The organism is Microbacterium sp. Leaf159 (assembly GCF_001423615.1).
GTDB lineage: Bacteria > Actinomycetota > Actinomycetes > Actinomycetales > Microbacteriaceae > Microbacterium.
Genome location: NZ_LMOU01000001.1, coordinates 2,456,214 through 2,472,491, shown reverse-complemented (window position 1 = coordinate 2,472,491; position 16,278 = coordinate 2,456,214). Strand labels below are relative to the sequence as shown.

At 67.5% G+C, this 16,278-nt stretch carries 17 protein-coding genes and 1 tRNA gene; 5 read left to right on the top strand and 13 right to left on the bottom strand.

What is annotated here, in order from left to right:
• The first annotated feature begins 10 nt into the window (after window positions 1–10).
• Both ASF80_RS19120 and ASF80_RS11650 read left to right on the top strand, forming a co-directional pair.
• Entirely contained in the window at window positions 11–166 is a 156-nt protein-coding gene (locus ASF80_RS19120; RefSeq protein ID WP_042541024.1) for a hypothetical protein, read from the top strand.
• A complete protein-coding gene (locus tag ASF80_RS11650) occupies window positions 163–798 on the top strand; it encodes an anthranilate synthase component II (protein WP_056310924.1) in 636 nt (211 codons plus the stop codon). Before ASF80_RS19120 ends, ASF80_RS11650 begins: the two co-directional genes overlap by 4 nt.
• Here ASF80_RS11650 and pknB read toward each other — a convergent pair whose 3' ends face one another.
• The 7 genes from pknB to ASF80_RS11615 all read right to left on the bottom strand — a co-directional run bounded on the left by pknB (window position 799) and on the right by ASF80_RS11615 (window position 9,625).
• Window positions 799–2,493, bottom strand: coding sequence for a Stk1 family PASTA domain-containing Ser/Thr kinase (gene pknB, locus ASF80_RS11645; protein WP_056310922.1), 1,695 nt, complete (start codon window positions 2,491–2,493; stop codon window positions 799–801). It abuts the gene before it with no gap.
• Between the two features lie 749 nt (window positions 2,494–3,242).
• A partial coding sequence (locus ASF80_RS19365) for a serine/threonine-protein kinase (protein WP_235559952.1) occupies window positions 3,243–4,235 on the bottom strand: 993 nt, incomplete at its 3' end.
• A complete protein-coding gene (locus ASF80_RS11635; RefSeq protein WP_056310920.1) occupies window positions 4,232–5,686 on the bottom strand; it encodes a peptidoglycan D,D-transpeptidase FtsI family protein in 1,455 nt (484 codons plus the stop codon). The genes ASF80_RS11635 and ASF80_RS19365, both read right to left, overlap by 4 nt.
• Before the next feature lies 1 nt (window position 5,687).
• Complete coding sequence (locus ASF80_RS11630; protein ID WP_056310918.1) at window positions 5,688–7,073, bottom strand: FtsW/RodA/SpoVE family cell cycle protein; 1,386 nt, start codon at window positions 7,071–7,073, stop codon at window positions 5,688–5,690.
• Entirely contained in the window at window positions 7,070–8,359 is a 1,290-nt protein-coding gene (locus ASF80_RS11625) for a PP2C family protein-serine/threonine phosphatase (RefSeq protein ID WP_056310916.1), read from the bottom strand. Before ASF80_RS11625 ends, ASF80_RS11630 begins: the two co-directional genes overlap by 4 nt.
• A gap of 7 nt (window positions 8,360–8,366) precedes the next feature.
• A complete protein-coding gene (locus ASF80_RS11620) occupies window positions 8,367–8,900 on the bottom strand; it encodes an FHA domain-containing protein (RefSeq protein ID WP_056310914.1) in 534 nt (177 codons plus the stop codon).
• Entirely contained in the window at window positions 8,897–9,625 is a 729-nt protein-coding gene (locus tag ASF80_RS11615; RefSeq protein ID WP_056310912.1) for an FhaA domain-containing protein, read from the bottom strand. The genes ASF80_RS11620 and ASF80_RS11615 overlap by 4 nt, the downstream gene beginning before the upstream one ends.
• Window positions 9,626–9,954: 329 nt before the next feature.
• Between ASF80_RS11615 and ASF80_RS11610 the strand changes: the two genes are divergently transcribed.
• Window positions 9,955–10,037 (top strand) — tRNA-Leu (locus ASF80_RS11610).
• Window positions 10,038–10,413: 376 nt separating this feature from the next.
• Complete coding sequence (locus ASF80_RS11605; protein WP_157521046.1) at window positions 10,414–10,995, top strand: hypothetical protein; 582 nt, start codon at window positions 10,414–10,416, stop codon at window positions 10,993–10,995.
• A gap of 10 nt (window positions 10,996–11,005) precedes the next feature.
• Here the strand turns inward: ASF80_RS11605 and ASF80_RS11600 are convergent, their stop codons facing one another.
• The 6 genes from ASF80_RS11600 to ASF80_RS11570 all read right to left on the bottom strand — a co-directional run bounded on the left by ASF80_RS11600 (window position 11,006) and on the right by ASF80_RS11570 (window position 14,639).
• On the bottom strand, window positions 11,006–11,491 hold the full coding sequence (locus tag ASF80_RS11600; protein ID WP_157521045.1) for a hypothetical protein: 486 nt from the start codon (window positions 11,489–11,491) through the stop codon (window positions 11,006–11,008).
• Entirely contained in the window at window positions 11,488–12,000 is a 513-nt protein-coding gene (locus ASF80_RS11595) for an RNA polymerase sigma factor (RefSeq protein ID WP_056310906.1), read from the bottom strand. Before ASF80_RS11595 ends, ASF80_RS11600 begins: the two co-directional genes overlap by 4 nt.
• 149 nt (window positions 12,001–12,149) lie before the next feature.
• Entirely contained in the window at window positions 12,150–12,548 is a 399-nt protein-coding gene (locus ASF80_RS11590) for a helix-turn-helix domain-containing protein (protein ID WP_082488291.1), read from the bottom strand.
• An 866-nt stretch (window positions 12,549–13,414) separates the two neighbouring features.
• A complete protein-coding gene (locus tag ASF80_RS11580) occupies window positions 13,415–13,915 on the bottom strand; it encodes a hypothetical protein (protein ID WP_056310900.1) in 501 nt (166 codons plus the stop codon).
• Window positions 13,916–13,941: 26 nt separating this feature from the next.
• On the bottom strand, window positions 13,942–14,250 hold the full coding sequence (locus tag ASF80_RS11575) for a transcriptional regulator (protein WP_056310898.1): 309 nt from the start codon (window positions 14,248–14,250) through the stop codon (window positions 13,942–13,944).
• Window positions 14,247–14,639: a hypothetical protein gene (locus ASF80_RS11570; RefSeq protein ID WP_056310897.1), complete on the bottom strand. Its 393-nt coding sequence runs from the start codon at window positions 14,637–14,639 to the stop codon at window positions 14,247–14,249. The genes ASF80_RS11575 and ASF80_RS11570 overlap by 4 nt, the downstream gene beginning before the upstream one ends.
• Before the next feature lie 273 nt (window positions 14,640–14,912).
• Between ASF80_RS11570 and ASF80_RS11565 the strand changes: the two genes are divergently transcribed.
• A complete protein-coding gene (locus tag ASF80_RS11565) occupies window positions 14,913–16,274 on the top strand; it encodes an LCP family protein (RefSeq protein ID WP_082488290.1) in 1,362 nt (453 codons plus the stop codon).
• The last annotated feature ends 4 nt before the right edge of the window (window positions 16,275–16,278 follow it).

The following is a 16,278-nucleotide window of genomic DNA, read 5'->3' as shown; positions in this document are numbered from 1 at the left end:
CAGACGACCCATGTACGCCGCACTCTGGCGCCTGCTGCCCGGCCCGTGGTGGCTCAAGCTTTTCTTCCTGCTCGTGCTGATCGCCGCCGTGCTCTACGGCCTGTTCTGGTTCGTGTTCCCCTGGGTGAGCCCTCTGATCACGCCGGGTGAGGTCGACCTCGAATGACCCGCGTGCTCGTCGTGGACAACCATGACAGCTTCGTGCACACCCTCGTCGGGTACCTCCGCGAGCTCGGCGCCGACGTCACTCTGATCGAGGCGGATGCCACGGACGCCGCGGGGCTCGAAGAGATGCTCCCCGGCTTCGAGGCCCTCCTGCTCTCGCCGGGGCCCGGCAGGCCCGCAGACGCCGGAGCGTCGCTTGACGCCGTGCGCATCGCCGCGCGACTCCGGATGCCGCTGCTCGGCGTGTGCCTCGGGCACCAGGCGATCGGCGAGGCGTTCGGCACTCCGGTGACCGAGGCGCCTGAGCTGATGCACGGCATGGTGTCGCAGGCCACCCACGACGGCTCGGCGCTGTTCACAGGGATCCCCTCGCCGTTCGCCGTCGGACGCTATCACTCGCTCGCGCTCGCCGAATCGGCTCTCCCGGACGACGTGGTCGTCACCGCCCGCACCGAGAGCGGAACCGTCATGGCGCTCGCCCATACCGAGCTGCCCATCCTCGGTGTGCAGTTCCACCCCGAGAGTGTGCTCACCGAGGGTGGCTACCGGCTGCTCGCCAACTGGCTCGAGTCGTGCGGCGACGGTGATGCCGTGGCGCGCTCAGCCGATCTGCATCCGCTGTCGCGAGCCTGATCAGCCCGCGGCGACGCAGTAGCGCAGCTCGACAGTCGACCCGATCGCCACGTCACCGGGGGCGGCCGACATCGACGCCACCGTGGGCGGGTTCGTCGGCGAGCAGTCGGTCAGCTCGACGGGGCTCGCGGTCAGGCCGATGCGTTCGAGCTCGGCCTGAGCGGCCTCCATCGTCCAGCCGGTGACGTCGGTCAGCGTCACGCGACCGCTCGCGACGACGAGGTTCACGACCGTCTTCGGCGCGACCTCGCTCTCAGCGGTCTCGCTGGCCTCCATGACGGTGTCGGCCGCGAGACCCTTGTCGTTGCGTTGTATCACCGTGCCGAGTTGGAGCCCGGCGGCTGCCAGAGCATCCTTGGCCGCGGACAGTGAGAGGCCCTCCAACACGGGGACCACCACCGTCTCCTTGCCCGACGAGACGTAGACCGTGACGGAATCGCCCTCGCTGACGGCCGTTCCGCCTTCGGGATCGGTGCGGATCACGTTGCCCTCGACGATGTCGCTGCTCGACTCGAGCACGAGCTTGGCCGTCAGATCGAGCTTGCCCAGATCTTCTTGAGCGCGCTCGGATGAGACGTTGACGAGGTCCGGCACGACACGTGAGCTGGACGGCACCTCGTCGGGACGCATGCTGATCGTCCACACCCAGAAGAGCACGGATGCGAGCAGCACGGCGAGCAGTGCGACACCGGCCCAGATCCAGGCGACAGGCGGACCGGACTGCGTGCGCGCCATGGTCGTGTCGGTGCTGAGCTGCCGCAGCGAGCGGGCCGTCTCCTGCGCCGCACGCGGGCTGGGGCCGTAGAGCTCGCTCGTGAGAGCGCCGAGCTCCTTGCGGCTCGGCGCGTGGCCCGAGACCGCCGAGTCGAGCGCGGCGCGGAAGTGCGCAGCATCCGGATACCGCTGGTACGGATCCTTGGCGAGGGCGCGCAGCACGATCGGGTCGAGGGCTCCGGGGGAGTCCTCGTTCACCTCGGTCGGCGGGATCGGGGTCTCGCTGACGTGCTGGTAGGCGACGGCCACGGGGGATTCGCCGCGGAACGGCTGGCGTCCCGTGAGCAGCTCGTAGAGCACGACACCCGTCGAATAGAGGTCGGCCCGTGCATCGACGGGCTCGCCCTTCGCCTGCTCGGGTGAGAAGTACGCGGCGGTGCCGATGATCTGAGTGGTCTCGGCGACCGTGGACGACGAGTCCGACACGGCTCGGGCGATGCCGAAGTCCATGACCTTGACCTGGCCCTTGTCGGTGACCATGACGTTGCCCGGCTTGATGTCGCGGTGCACGACGCCCGCGCGGTGCGAGTAGTCGAGAGCCTCGAGGATGCCGTCGACGTAGCGCACGGCGTCGTCGACGGGCACGGGGCCCTTCGCGATGATGTCCTTCAGCAGGGTGCCGCTGATCAACTCCATCACGATGTACGGAGGCTCATCCGTGCTGCTGTCGGTGGTCGACGGGTCGCCCGCGTCGTAGACCCGCACGATCGACGGGTGCGACATGCGGGATGCCGACTGCGCCTCCAGACGGAAGCGCGTGCGGAAGGCGGTGTCGCGGGCGAGCTCGGGGTCGAGGATCTTGATGGCGACGGCGCGGCCGAGGGTCAGGTCGTACCCGCGGTACACCTTCGCCATGCCACCGTGACCGATGAGCTCGTCGACGCGGTAGCGACCCGCGAGAACGCGTTGCTCTGTCGACACGTACTGACCCCCTGATTACGACCTGATGAATTGTCCCAGACTACGTTGCGTGCGGCGGATCAGCCTTCGTCTTCGCCGTCAGTCGGCGCAGCCGGAAGGATGATCACGCCCTGCATGCTGTCGGACTGCGCGGACGGCATGTCGCTTCCGCAGAAGACGCGGTACGTGGCTGTGATGCTCTGCCCGGCGGTGCCGGGGATGATCTGCGTCGACAGCACGCTCGGACCGAAGCTGCGGATGGACTCGCCGGGGTTGCCGCCCGAGAACGTCGCGTTGGTCAGCGTCACCTCGAAGGCGGAGCGTGCCGGAGTGCCGGACGGGCACTCGAAGCTCGGCCAGTTGAGCGTGACGGGCTGGCCCTCGGTCGCGGTGCCCGCGATGGTCGGCGTTCCGGTCGGCTTGCCGACCTGGACCTGCTCCTTGAACGTCGTGAGGGTGAGGAGCGTCCCTTCAGGCACATTCCCACCGGGGGTGACCGATTCGACGGTCCCGACCTGGTTGGCGCTCGGGGCGACGGTGTTGCCGACCACGCACTCGGCCTGAAGGCCCGCGTTGACCGCAGCGGTACGCGCAGCCTCGCACTGCATGCCCTCGAGGCCGAGGCCGTCGACGTTCACCTGCTCGGGCTCCTCCGTCGGCGTCTCGGTCGGAGTCGGTTTCGGCGTCTGGCTGGTCGTCGCCGAATCGGTCGGCTTCGGGTCGGCGTCGCCCTGGTTCATCAGTGCGAAGACGGTTCCGCCGAGCACGANCTTCTTCTTCTTCTCGCCGTCCTCGTCGACCTCTTCTCCCGTGGGGAGCTGAGCCGTCGTGGGGAGGATGCGGGTCGTGCCGTCGTCGCCCGATGCCGTGAGCAGTCGGGTGGCGTCGTCGGAGGCGACACCACCGGTCGCGATGGCCGGAACGGCGATTGCCGCGGAGTTCAGGTCGCCGCGTCGCAGCGCCTGGGCGGCGCGGGCCACCGTGGCGGAGGACGAGGGCCGGTCGGCCGGCTTCTTGGCGATCATCGCCATGACGAGGTTCTGCACCGGGATCGGCACGGTCGGCGGCAACGGCGGAGCCTGCTCGTTGATCTGCGCCATCGCGATCGCGACCTGCGACTCACCCGTGAACGGACGCTTGCCCGCGAGGCACTCGTACGCGACGATTCCCAGCGAGTAGGTGTCGGTCGCGGGGGAGGCCGGGTGTCCTGAGGCCTGCTCCGGAGAGAGGTACTGCACGGTGCCCATGACCTGGCCGGTGGCCGTCAGAGGCACCTGGTCGGCGATGCGGGCGATGCCGAAGTCGGTGATCTTCACGCGTCCGTCGGGCGTGATCAGCAGGTTTCCCGGCTTGATGTCACGGTGCACGAGACCGGCCGCGTGGGCGGCCTGCAGAGCGGATGCCGTCTGGGCGACGATGTCGAGCGTCTTGTCGGCGCTCAGCGCGCCGTCGCGTTCGAGGACGGTCGACAGGGCCTCGCCGGGCACGAGCTCCATGACGAGGTAGGCGCTGCCGTTCTCCTCGCCGTAGTCGAAGACGCTCGCGATGCCCTCGTGGTTCACGAGTGCGGCGTGGCGCGCTTCAGCGCGGAACCGCTCGAGGAACCCGGGGTCCCCCATGTACTCGTCCTTGAGGATCTTGATGGCGACGGTGCGTCCGATGACGTGATCCGTCGCCTCCCACACCTCGCCCATGCCGCCGATCGCAATACGCGACTGCAGCTCGTAGCGACCACCGAACGACACACCCTGCGTCGGTCTCATCTGCCCAGCACCGCCTCTATGACCTTCTTTGCAATCGGAGCGGCGATGGTGTCGCCGGATCCTGACTGCCCTTGTCCACCGCCGTCTTCGACGAGGACCGCTACTGCCACCTCGGGGTCGTTCGCCGGCGCGAAGCCGGTGAACCACAACGTGTAAGGCTTGTTCCCGTTCTCGGTCGTACCGGTCTTCCCGGCTACATCGACCCCGTCTATTCTTGCACCCTGCGCAGCCCCGTTCGAGACGCTGGCGACCATGGACGCCGTGATCTGATCGGCGATCGTGCCATCGAACGCGCGGCCGAACTCGGAGTCGTCGTACGCCCTGACGACCGAGAGGTCGTTGCCGATCACGGTGTCGACCAGACGGGGGTTCATGACGACGCCGTCGTTGGCGATTCCGGCCGCGACCATCGCGATCTGCAGCGGCGTCGCGGTGACCTGTCCCTGACCGAAGCCGGTGAGCGCGGTCTGCGCGTCGTCGAGTGCCCGGGGGTAGCTCGACGGCGTGGATTCCAGCGGCGTCGAGAAACTCTTGTTGAAGCCGAACTTCTCCGCCATCTCGCGGATCGCATCGTCGCCGAGCTCGACGGCGAGCTCGGCCATCGGAATGTTGCAGCTCAGTCGGATGGCCTCGGAGATCGTCACGGTGTCGCCGCTGCCGCATGTGCCGCCCCAGGCGTTCGCCACGGTGTTCGTGGAGCCGGGGAGCGTGTAGCGCGCGGGGTTCGGCAGGGTCGAGTCGGGAGTCCAGTTGCCGGACTCGTATGCTGCGGCGGCCACGACGAGCTTGAACGTCGACCCCGGAGGGTTGAGGTCGCCGGCGATCGCCCGGTTCGACAGAGGTTTGGTGGGGTCGTCGACGAGCTGATCGTAGGTCGCGTTCGCGGCATCCGCATCGTGGGTCGCGAGCTGGTTCGTGTCGAACCCGGGGGTCGACACCATCGCGAGGATGCGTCCGGTCTTCGGCTCGATCGCCACGACCGCGCCGTTGAGTCCGTCGAGGGCCTGGTACGCCGCGGTCTGCGCCGCCGTGTCGAGTGACAGCTCGACGCTGAATCCGCTCTGCGGCTGGCCCGACAGGATCCGCTCGATCTCGGCGAAGAACGCGCTCGATCCGGTACCGGAGAGGTCGGCGTTCATGGCCCGCTCGATGCCGGTGGCCGACTGCAGAGCGGGGTTGAAGTACCCGGTCACGGGCGCCCAGACGGAGGCATCCGTGTAGACGCGCTGGAACTGGTACTTGTCGTCCGACGGGGTCGAGGAGGCGATCGCGACGTCGTCGACGATGATCGATCCACGCTGGATCTCGTAGCTGTCGAGCAGCGTGCGGCGATTGTTGGGGTTCTGCGCGAGGGAATCGGCCTCGACGACCTGGATCCAGCTGGTCGCTGCGAAGAGCGAGATGAACATGAACAGCATCACGATGCTGAGACGGCGGAGTTCTTTGGTCATGTCAGCCGATCACCGCCCTGGGTTGGCTGCGGACGCCGTCGGAGATGCGCAGCAGGATCGCGACGATCAGCCAGTTGGCCACGAGCGAGGAACCGCCGGCGGCGAGGAACGGGGTGGTCAGACCGGTGAGCGGGATGACCCGGGTCACACCGCCGACCATGATGAACACCTGCAGGGCGATCGTGAACGAGAGGCCGATGCCGAGCAGCTTGCCGAAGTCGTCTTGCCCCGCGAGTCCGATGCGCACGCCGCGGCTCACGAACACCATGTAGAGGCAGAGGATGGCGAAGAGCCCGATCAGCCCGATCTCCTCGCCGAGGCTGGTGATGATGTAGTCGCTGTGTGCGAGCGGCGTCACGTCAGGGCGACCCTGACCCCAGCCGGTGCCGAGCAGACCGCCATGCGCGAGGCCGAACAGGCCCTGCATGGGCTGGAATCCGGCGCCGTCGGGGTCGACCTTGTCGGGGTCGAAGAGGAACAGCCAGTTCACGAAACGACCCTGCACGTAGCTGAGGATCTGCGTGGCGACCGCGACGCCGGCGGCGACGAGCGCGAGACCGATGAGCACCCAGCTGGTCTTGCCGGTGGCGACGTAGAGCATCGCGACGAACATGCCGAAGATCAGCGTTCCGGTGCCGAGGTCGCGCTGGATCACGATGATGCCGAGCGAGATGGCCCACACCACGAGCACCGGCCCGAGCTCGCGCATGCGCGGCCATGTGATGCCGAGGAACTTCGTGCCGACCGACGTCAGGCTCTCTCGCGTGCGCACCAGGTAGCCGGCGAAGAAGATCGCGAGGCAGATCTTGGCGAGCTCGCCCGGCTGGAAGGCGAACATGCCACCCAGCGACACCCAGACAGCGGCGTTCGCATCGGGGATGCGGAGGCCCGGGACGAACGGCAGCAGGAGCAGCAGGATTCCCGAGAGCCCGAAGATGTAGGTGTACCGGAACAGCACCCGGTAGTTGCGCAGCATGATCACGACGGTGATGGCGCCGGCCAGTGAGATGGCGGTCCAGGCGAGCTGCTTCGTCGAGTACGCGTTCCAGCCCGTGAGGGACTTGGCGATGTCGATGCGGTAGATCATCGCGATGCCGAGGCCTGTGAGCAGGGTCGCGATGGGCAGCAGGAACGGGTCGGCGGCCGAGGCGACGGCTCGCAGCACGAAGTGCACGGCGAAGGCGAGAACGGCCAGACCGCCGCCGATCGCGAGGATCATCGGGTCGATGACGCCGAGGGAGCCGAGCTGCACGAGGGTGAGTGCGGAACCGCTGATCGCGACGGCGAACAGCAGCAGCCAGAACTCGCGATTGCGCTGTGTCTGCGGCATCCGCATGCGCTTGAGCGCCTTGATGACGCTTGTGTCGGCCGTGACGTCGGTGGTCATCCTGCGTCCTCCGTCGGAGTCGGCAGGGGAGTGGGCAGCGGGGTCTCGCCGATGACGCGGTCCGCGCCGGCCTGCAGCCTGGCGACGATCGCCTCGGCGTCGGAGAACGACCGGGCGGTGATCGTGCGCTCGACCGAGTCACGCTGGTACGGAGGCAGGTTCGCGAGCAGGATGTCGGTGTCGCGCAGCGGAGTCGACAGGGTGATCGGGCCGATGTTCTGCTGCACGCCCTGGTAGATCACGACGCTGTCTTCGTCAGCGCCGACGAAGTAGCGGGTCTGCGTCCAGCTGTAGGCGGCGAAGGCGGCGAAGACGAGCATGGCGAGGACGACCAGCATCCCGGCGATCCATCCGAAGCGGCGACGCTTGGCGCGCCGACGATCCTCTTCGATGAGTTCCTCGAGGTACTCGGGGGCCGGCTCGAAGTGGCTGGGCTCGTTCGCGGCCTGACGCACCGGGTGCAGCCAGTTGCCGCGCGGCGCGCGCACCGGCGGCACCGAGACGTTGGCGGGGTTCGAGGCCGAGCCGACGATCGTCGCCGTGCCCGAGTGCATGGCGTGCTGGCCGCCCACCTCGACGAGGACGATGGTGACGTTGTCGGGTGCTCCGCCGTCGAGAGCCTGCTTCAGCAGGTTGTCGGCCGTGCGCCCCGGGGCCATGCCCATTCGCATCGCCTTGAGGATGTGCGCCTCGTCGACGACTCCCGAGAGACCGTCGGAGCACAGCAGCCAGCGGTCGCCCGGCTGGGTGTGCATGACGAAGTTGTCGAGCTCCGGATCGGCATCCATGTCGCTGAGCACGCGCATGAGCACCGAACGGCGCGGGTGGTAGCGGGCCTCTTCGGGCGTGATGCGCCCCGAGTCGACGAGACGCTGCACGAAGGTGTGGTCGGCGGTGATCTGCGTCACCGCGTCGTCACGGTAGAGGTAGATGCGCGAGTCGCCGATGTGGCCGATGACCGCGTAGTCGTCGACCATGATGATCGCGCTCAGCGTGGTGCCGAGGCCCGCGAGCTCTGGGCGGTCCTTCGCGGCGCGGATCAGATCGCCGGCAGCCGTGGTCGCTGCGGCCTGCAGCGAGGCCTGCGCGTCTTCGACCGACGTGTACGGCTGGTCGAGCGGCTCCATCCGGTGGATCGCGATGCTGGAGGCGACGTCACCGCCGGCGTGACCGCCCATGCCGTCGGCGACGACGAAGAGGTTGGCGCCGGAGTACCCGGAGTCCTGGTTGTTGGAGCGGACCTTCCCGGTATGGGAGATCGCGGCGCTCGAGCCTTCGAAGACCATGCCGGGGTCAGGCTCGCAGCTCGAAGGTCGTGGCGCCCACCTTGATCGGGGTGCCGAGAGCGAGGCCGACCGGGCCGCCGGTCACCCGCTGACCTGCGACGAACGTGCCGTTGGTCGAGTCGAGGTCCTGGATGGCCCAGCTGTCGCCCCGGAGCAGCAGACGTGCGTGGTGGCTGGAGGTGTAGTCGTCGCGGATCACGAGGGCGGACTCGCTCGAGCGGCCGATCGTGAGGGTGTCGGTGCCCAGAGGCAGCTCGAGCCCGGCCTTGGGGCCCGAGGTGATCACGAGCCGCTTGGCGGTCGCGACGGTCGCGGGACCGGTGCTGGGCTTCGCCGACGAGGGGCGCGATGCCGCGGGGGCGGCTGCCGGTGCCGGCGCGGACGCCGGAGTCGCCGCAGCGGCCTCGGCCGGGAGCTTGCGCACCTTCATGCCGAACAGGTCGGCCCGGAGCGAGTAGACGACTCCGAACACGAAGAACCACAGCAGCAGCAGGAAGCCGATGCGCAGCAGAAGGAGGACGAGTTCACTGGGAGTGCTCACGAGAGGGCTCCGAACGCACGGGTCGCATCGTCGTCACGCGGCCGCGGCGGGCGTGACGGAGAGGCGACGGGAACGATGCGGAACACCAGATCGGTGCGTCCGATGGTGATGGTGGTGTCGGTGGGGAGTGCGGCTTCACGCACCTTGTCGCCGTTCACCTTGGTGCCGTTGGTCGAGCCGAGGTCGCGCATCATGGCGCGCTCGCCGTCCCAGAGGACTTCGACGTGCTTGCGGCTGGATCCGGCATCCGCGATGGTGATGTCGGCATCCGTGCCCCGGCCGATGACCGTGCGGGCGCGGGTCAGCGAGTGGCGGCGTCCGTCGACGTCGATCACGGCCTGCCAGTTGACGCGGCCCTCGACCGTGCCGGAGCTGACGTTGATCGTGCCGGTGGGGATCTTGTCGTCGCCCTCGAGATTGATGGAGAGCGGACCCGAGAAGCTGTAGCCCTGCGACTTCGCGTGCTTCGTGAGGAGCGCGTGCAGCTCGTCTGTGAGCGCCCCGCCGAGGCTCAGCATGCGGTCGGCGTCGTCGGTGCTCAGGCGCACGACGAAGCTGTTGGGCGCGATGATGCGGTCCCTGCTCACCACAGCCGCTTTGGTGTCCGCTTCGCGCCGAAGGGCAGAAGCGATCTCCACGGGCTGGATGCCGCTGCGGAAGGTCTTCGCGAAGGCGCTGTTCACAGCGCGCTCGAGACCCTTCTCAAAGCTGTCAAGTAGTCCCACTGGGCTCCTCTGGCATGCCGACCGGTAGGGACATCGTAGCCAGGTGTTCTGGGTGAACGCCCTCGCAGGGCGGGAGAACCCCGAGATTCCGGGGGAGTGGGGGAGGGTGCGGGCGCCTCGTAGTGGGGTCTCGCCGTGGTCGTGGGGGCGCGGTTCGTGCGCCGTTCGGGAGGAGATCTGCGTCTGGGGAGGACGAATCCGGGGTGATCCTCCTCCCCAGGGGCAAAAGTCCTCCCGGGGATGCTGAGCCCGCCGCGGCCTCGGTTTCTTCGTGGGGTGCAACGCGTGATATCTTTGGGAAGTTGAGTTCTTCGGAGCCCGACAGACTCGCGCGAGTGGCGGAATGGTAGACGCGCTGGCTTCAGGTGCCAGTGTCCTTATGGACGTGGGGGTTCAAGTCCCCCCTCGCGCACAGAGGGTGTGTTTGTAAGAATCACCCGACACTGTTTGCGACAAAGGCCCGGTTTCACTTGTGAAACCGGGCCTTTTCTGTATCCCGTCGAGGCCTGAGGCATCCAGGGACACCGCCCGGGTATCGCCCCCGCCTGCGAGTCACTGCAGCCCGCACCTCTCTCCTGAAGCAGCGCGCAGGGCCAGACGACGATCCTCGACGGTCCGAGCGTCGTCCGTTCGAATGACGGCGAATCCGACCCTGCGATTCGCAGACATCGCGACAGCTTTTCTCTCTACATCCGCGTAAACACGCGGCTCTCTCCCCTGACGCGGGAACCCCCGAACACGGGTTGGACATACCGAAGCGAATCCAACCCCTATCGGAGGAGCTTCCCGTGTCCCCACGCCCCTGGTTCGTATCCGCAGCACTCGTCGCGGTGCTTTCACTTGCCACCCCCATGTCTGCCGTTGCGGCTGCAGCAGACGACGGTCCCGCAGCATGCACCGTCGCCGGCGTCGCTGTCCCGGACGCTGCGCCCGTCCCCGAACAGATCCCGACGGTGATCTCCTGCTTCGACTCCGTAGAGGAGGCGGAGCAGTTCATCGAAGACGGTGCGCCGGGCGACCTCGAGCAGGTGCAATCCGCAGGAGTGTCGTCGCGTTCAGCGGTCGCGGCAGCGTCGACCGTCATCGTCGGGAAGGCATGGACGGGGGCGTCTCGGTCCGGTTCCGCCCTCATTCATTACGGTGCCGGCAGCGGTTGCTACGGCGTGACATTCGGGTTCCCGAGCATCGTGTCCGGATGGGACAACAACGTCCGCTCCGCCGAGGGCCTGAACAACTGCTGGTCGTCACAGTACGACGGCACAAGCTACACCGGCGGCAAGCTGACATGCACGCCCTACTGCGCGACCATGGGGGCACTGGCAGGCAAGACCTCGTCGATCGTCTACCGCCCCGCAGGGACCTGGGGGTGACTGATCGTGCCTAATCCTGGAACGGATGCAGCCTGAGGACCGAGCACTCGACTCGACCGGGGACGACGGCGGCTTCACCCTCGTCGGTGACGCAGGTCGTGAACTCAGAGGGCGCTGATCCCGGAGTGGGGGAGGCGGAGAGCTCGTCGTTGTCAGCGAACGCCCCGCCCTCCCACATCTGAGTGCAGAGAGCTTCAGCATCCTCGATGGCGATGACGCCGTCCGGTGTGGCGACACTCGCCGCTGCACCGGACAGCGTGCCGTCGGGGTTCCGGTACGGGCCTTCCAGACAGTGCACGACGCTGGTCTCGCTGACCGGGCGCTCCTCGAGGAGGACGACCGCAGCGACGCCCGCTCCCGCTACCGCGAGGATCCCGCCGGCGACGGTGACGCGACCCCAGATGGTCTTCCACCAATTGGGGCGCGCGAGATCGCGGCGCATCTGCTCGATGAGGAGGTCTTGCACTTCCCGGTGGTGCGGCATCCGGTCACTCATGCGTTCGCCTCCTCTGATCTCGGAGCATACTCATGCAGTTCTCCGCGTAGCCGCGTCTTCACGCGGGACAATCGCGATTTGACGGTCCCCTCCGGAATGCCGAGAACGACGGCTGCTTCCGCGATCGGAACCTCATGGACGATGCAGAGGATCACGACACTCGCTTCGCGCGGGTTCAACTCGCGCAGAGCCTCGCGTACGTTCTCCGTGATCTTGAGTGAGTCCATCGCGCGAGCGACTTCGTCTGCGTGATCGGGAACGGCTCCGTCGTGAGGGATCCGATGCAGCAGTCGTTGATATCGACGGCGTGAGCGCAAGCTGTTCTTCGCCGCGAAAGAGGTGGTCGCCAAGAGCCATGGCAGGACGGATCCGTCGACGATGCGGACCTTGTCACGCCGTCGCCAGAGTTCGAAGAACGCGGTCGCCGCGACTTCTTCCGCGTCCCAGCTGGTGTGCATGAGCACGAGCGAAAGCCGAAACACCGGCATCTGGTGCCGGTCGTGCAGCATCCGATAGGCCGGTTCGTCGCCGCGCGAGAGGCGGAAAAGGAGTTCGCCGTCGCTCGGCCCACCGGGTTCCGACACGATCTCACCTCACACGTCACGGTCGATGTCCTGACCTCAGACGAGTCTACGCGGCGCGAGGGAGCGGAGCCTGGCTACGCGGCGAGGGAGACGGCGAGGATTCGTCGATGGTCGCGGCGGGCTTCTCGGGGGGTGCGGTTCAGGTAGCGGTGGCACTGTGCCCGGAATGTCTCGTATGTTCCGTATCCGCAGTGCTCTGCGATGGCAGACATGGGAATCGAGGGATGGCGGGCCGCGATGACCACGACCTGGCTCAGACGACGGCGTGCCAGGACTTCGGCCACCCCTTGCTCGCCGCTGAAGGCTCGGTCCAGTTGCCGCCTGGAAACGAAGAGCTCCTGCGCGAGCCACACGGGGCTGACCTCGGGGTTCTTGTGGTGGATCTCGATGAGCGCGACGCATCGCTCCCGCATCGCAGCCAGATCAGTGGACCTCATATAGAGAGATGTCCGGCACTGGCGGGCCGGTTCCATTTTCGTTCTGGGCCGACTGCGACCACAGCTGCTGGATGGTTGGGCGGCAGTTATTCCGTGCTGCTCGGTTGCGCTAAACCGTGAGGCTCAAGACGGTCTGAGAGAATCGCCAAATGTCCGCAGTAGAAGCAGAACAAGGCGTCAAGTGGTGGCCTCTGGCCGTGGGGGCAGTCGTGTACGTGGCGGGGTTCTTCACTCCGTGGACGGTCATCATCAGTGTTGCCCTCCTCGCAGCGTCAGTCTTCGGTCTCACGCGAAGGCCATCCACGGTGGAGCGCCGCATCCTCATCGCGGGGGTTATCGTTCTCGCGTTGACCATCGTGGCGTTCGTTGCTCTGTGGATCATGGCGATGACACTGAGCTCCACGCATTCGGGGACGTCAACCCCTCTGTAGCGGTCAAGGCGCGAATAGCGGAGGCCGTCAGTGCTGCACGAGCGGGGGTGGGGCGTCACCGCCGTGCAACCGGCGGCACGCACCGCTGAGCGCTATTCGGACGGCGGGGCGTAGCGCGCGAAATCGCCGACGACGGCCACGCCTGGCGCGAGCTCAGCCCGCAGATCCACGACGAGCTGCTCACCGTCTGCGATCCACCGGTGACCGATCGCCGGGTCCGGCCACCGCACTTCGGTGACCGGGTCCGGCACTGTCTCCCACGTACGGTTCCATGCCCGTAGTCGGTCTCTCAGCTCCTGTGGGATCGTCAGCGATTCAGGAACTCGATCTCCGCCGAACCATTCCGGGTATAGAAGGAACGTGTTCTTCCGCTCGTCGGGAGTCATCCCCCGACTCTCCATGTTCTCCATTCCGGCCACGATAGCCAACACCACAGCGAGCAGTATTCGTGACGATGCCCCTTCCTGCCCCTCACTCCCGCATCGCACGCGAAGCGCTCGCGATGGCGGTGCTCAACTCCTCGGGATGCTCGGTGCGGAGCACCCTCGAACGACCGTCGGCTGCGGTCACCCTGACCGCAGCGCCTGCAGACCACAGCAGGAACCGCTCCGAGCCCGCGAGGCGCCAGCCCACGCCGCCGGCCTGGGCGACTGTGACCTCGATCACCTCGACTCGATCGACCTTGGCGAGCGGGAGGTGGATGACGCGGAACGGCGTCAGACGGGCATCGATGTGCGTATCGCTCACCGCGATCGTGATGCGTCGGGCGATCCCCAGGAGGCCGGCGGCGAGGATCAGGATGACTCCCGCAACGAGCAGCGCGATCGTCCACGCGCCGACCTCGTCTGCTCGGCCGATCACGACAGGCGCCGCGATCGCGGTGATCGCGGCGAGGAAGACGAGTGTCAGCGCGCCGGCGACCGCCAGCCAGCGCGGTCCGATGAGGGTTTCACGGAACGGCGCGGATCGCATCTCTCCAGTCTCCCCCGTGGCGGGATCTAGCCGAGGACCTCGTGCGCTGCGTCCGCGATCGATGCGAGGCGTCGAAGCTCCGCGACGTGCCCTCGAAAGGCATGGCGCCCCGCGGGTGTGAGAGACAGCAGGGTGCGCTGACGGGCGTTCCTCGTGACCTTGTCGATGCGGAGGTAGTCGGCCTGCTCCAGTGCCTTCGCGTGCTTGGAGAGCACGGAGTCGGAGACCTTCAGGCGCTCGCGCAGGAATGAGAACTCCGCGTCATCGACGGGCGCGAGCAGTCCGCACAGTTCGAGCCGGGTGACTGCGTGGATGGCCGGATCGAGACCGCTCACATCGCCTCCTGCGTCCGGAGGCGGTGACGCCAGACGCGCATCCAGACGAAGCCGGACGCGGTGACAGCGAGGCATGCGGTCAGCCCCGCTGCGATGCTGGACCAGATGTCGGCGCTCAGATACGACCAGAATCCGGTCGCGACAAGAGCCACCACCATCAGGGCCGTCACCCACCGGGTCGCGCCGCCGGTGTAGCCCGAGACCCACCAGCCGTGAGTTCGCCGCCACCAGGCGATGAACGCGGGCATGACGAGGATGAACGCCACGGCGACGAGGAGCGCCCACGGTTGGGGGAGGCCCTGGGAAGCGATGAAGATCCCCGCGCCGACGCCCAGAGCCACGTGGTACCAGCCTTCGCCGCGAGGCGCGTCGGTGTATGTCGTGGCCACTGCGTCAAGGCGGGCCAGGGTGGCGTGAGGATCATCCCGTTCACTTTCCATATTGGAAAGCTAGTCCTCACTTTCCAGTATGGCAAGTGTTGATGGATGTGCATTCCCCTACTGCCGAGCCGCTGAACGCACCTTGGAGTACCCCGGACAGGTCCTGTGAATCCGGCTCTCTGTTTTGAGATGCCGTGCTCCCCGTGATGGTGTGAACCAGTGCGACGGCCCGAATTCCCCCAGACCGACCCGACTCCTGACCCCACTCCCGACTCCTCCCAGGTGACCCGACCTCGCCGTCGGCGTGGAAAGGTGATCGGCTGGATCAGCGCGCTCATCGTCGTCGCCCTGGTCGCCGTCGGGGCGATCGCCTACGCGCAGCTGCAGGGCAACGTCAGCACCGCACCACTGCGCTCCGACGACGGCGACGGCGAGCCGGAACTCGCGACCGGAGACCTGAACATCCTGGTGCTCGGGTCCGACACCCGGGCGCTCGCATCGGGTGGTTTCGGCGAGGATGACGGCAGTCAGCGCAGCGACGCCATGGTGCTCGTGCACATCTCGAGCGACAGCTCGCGGATCGATGCGGTGCAACTGCCGCGCGACACACTCGCCGACCTGCCCGCCTGCGAGGACACCGGACGGGGGTCTTACGACGGCGGATACGGGATGCTGAACTCCGCGCTGGAGTACGGGCCCGCCTGCTCGGTCGCGGCGGTCGAGCAGCTCGCCGGCGTGACGATCGATCACTTCGTGCAGATGGACTTCGAAGGCTTCATCGGCGTCGTCGATGCCATGGGCGGCATCGACGTATGCCTCCCGGAGGCCCTGACCGACGGGCACGCGCAGCTCGATCTGCCCGCCGGCGCGCAGTCGATCGACGGCACCCAGGCGCTCGCGCTGGCCCGCACTCGGCATGCGCTCGCCGAAGGCAGCGATGTCGCACGTCTCGGGCATCAGCAGATGGTGCTCTCGGCCATCGTGCAGAAGGCGACCAAGTCCGATGTGCTGGTGCGCCCCGATCGTCTGTACGCGTTCCTCGACGCCGCCACCTCGTCGATGACGGTCGACCCGGGTCTCGGTGCTCTGACCGATCTGGCCGGCCTCGCCGCGCGGGTCGCGAACGTCCCCATGAGCAGCGTCACCTTCCTGACGATGCCCGCGACCGAGGCCCCGGAGGACGCCAACCGCGTCGTGCCCACCGCGGACGCCGACGTCATCTTCCGCGCTCTGGGCGACGACGTTCCCGTCGTGCTCACGACGGATGCTGTCGAACCGGATGCGACGGTGCGCACCACCCCCGTCGAGATCCTCAACGGCGCGGGTGTCGCCGGTCTCGCATCACGCGTATCCGAAGACGCCACCGCCTACGGGTACACGGTGTCCGGGCTCGCCAACGCAGAGGCCGTCGATGCCACGACGATCGTCGCGGCTGACACCCCCGAGGCGCAGGCGACGGCGCAGGCACTCGCCACCGAGCTCGGCATCGGCGTGACGGTCACCGTCGGCGACGTCGACGGGGTGCAGCTCCTGCTCGGCGCCGACTACGAGAACCTGAAGTCCCAGTCGCAGGCCACACCGGCACCGTCGCGCCCGGTCGATGCCGTGAACCGCAGCGCCGACACGGACCTCTGCGCAGGCTGATCCG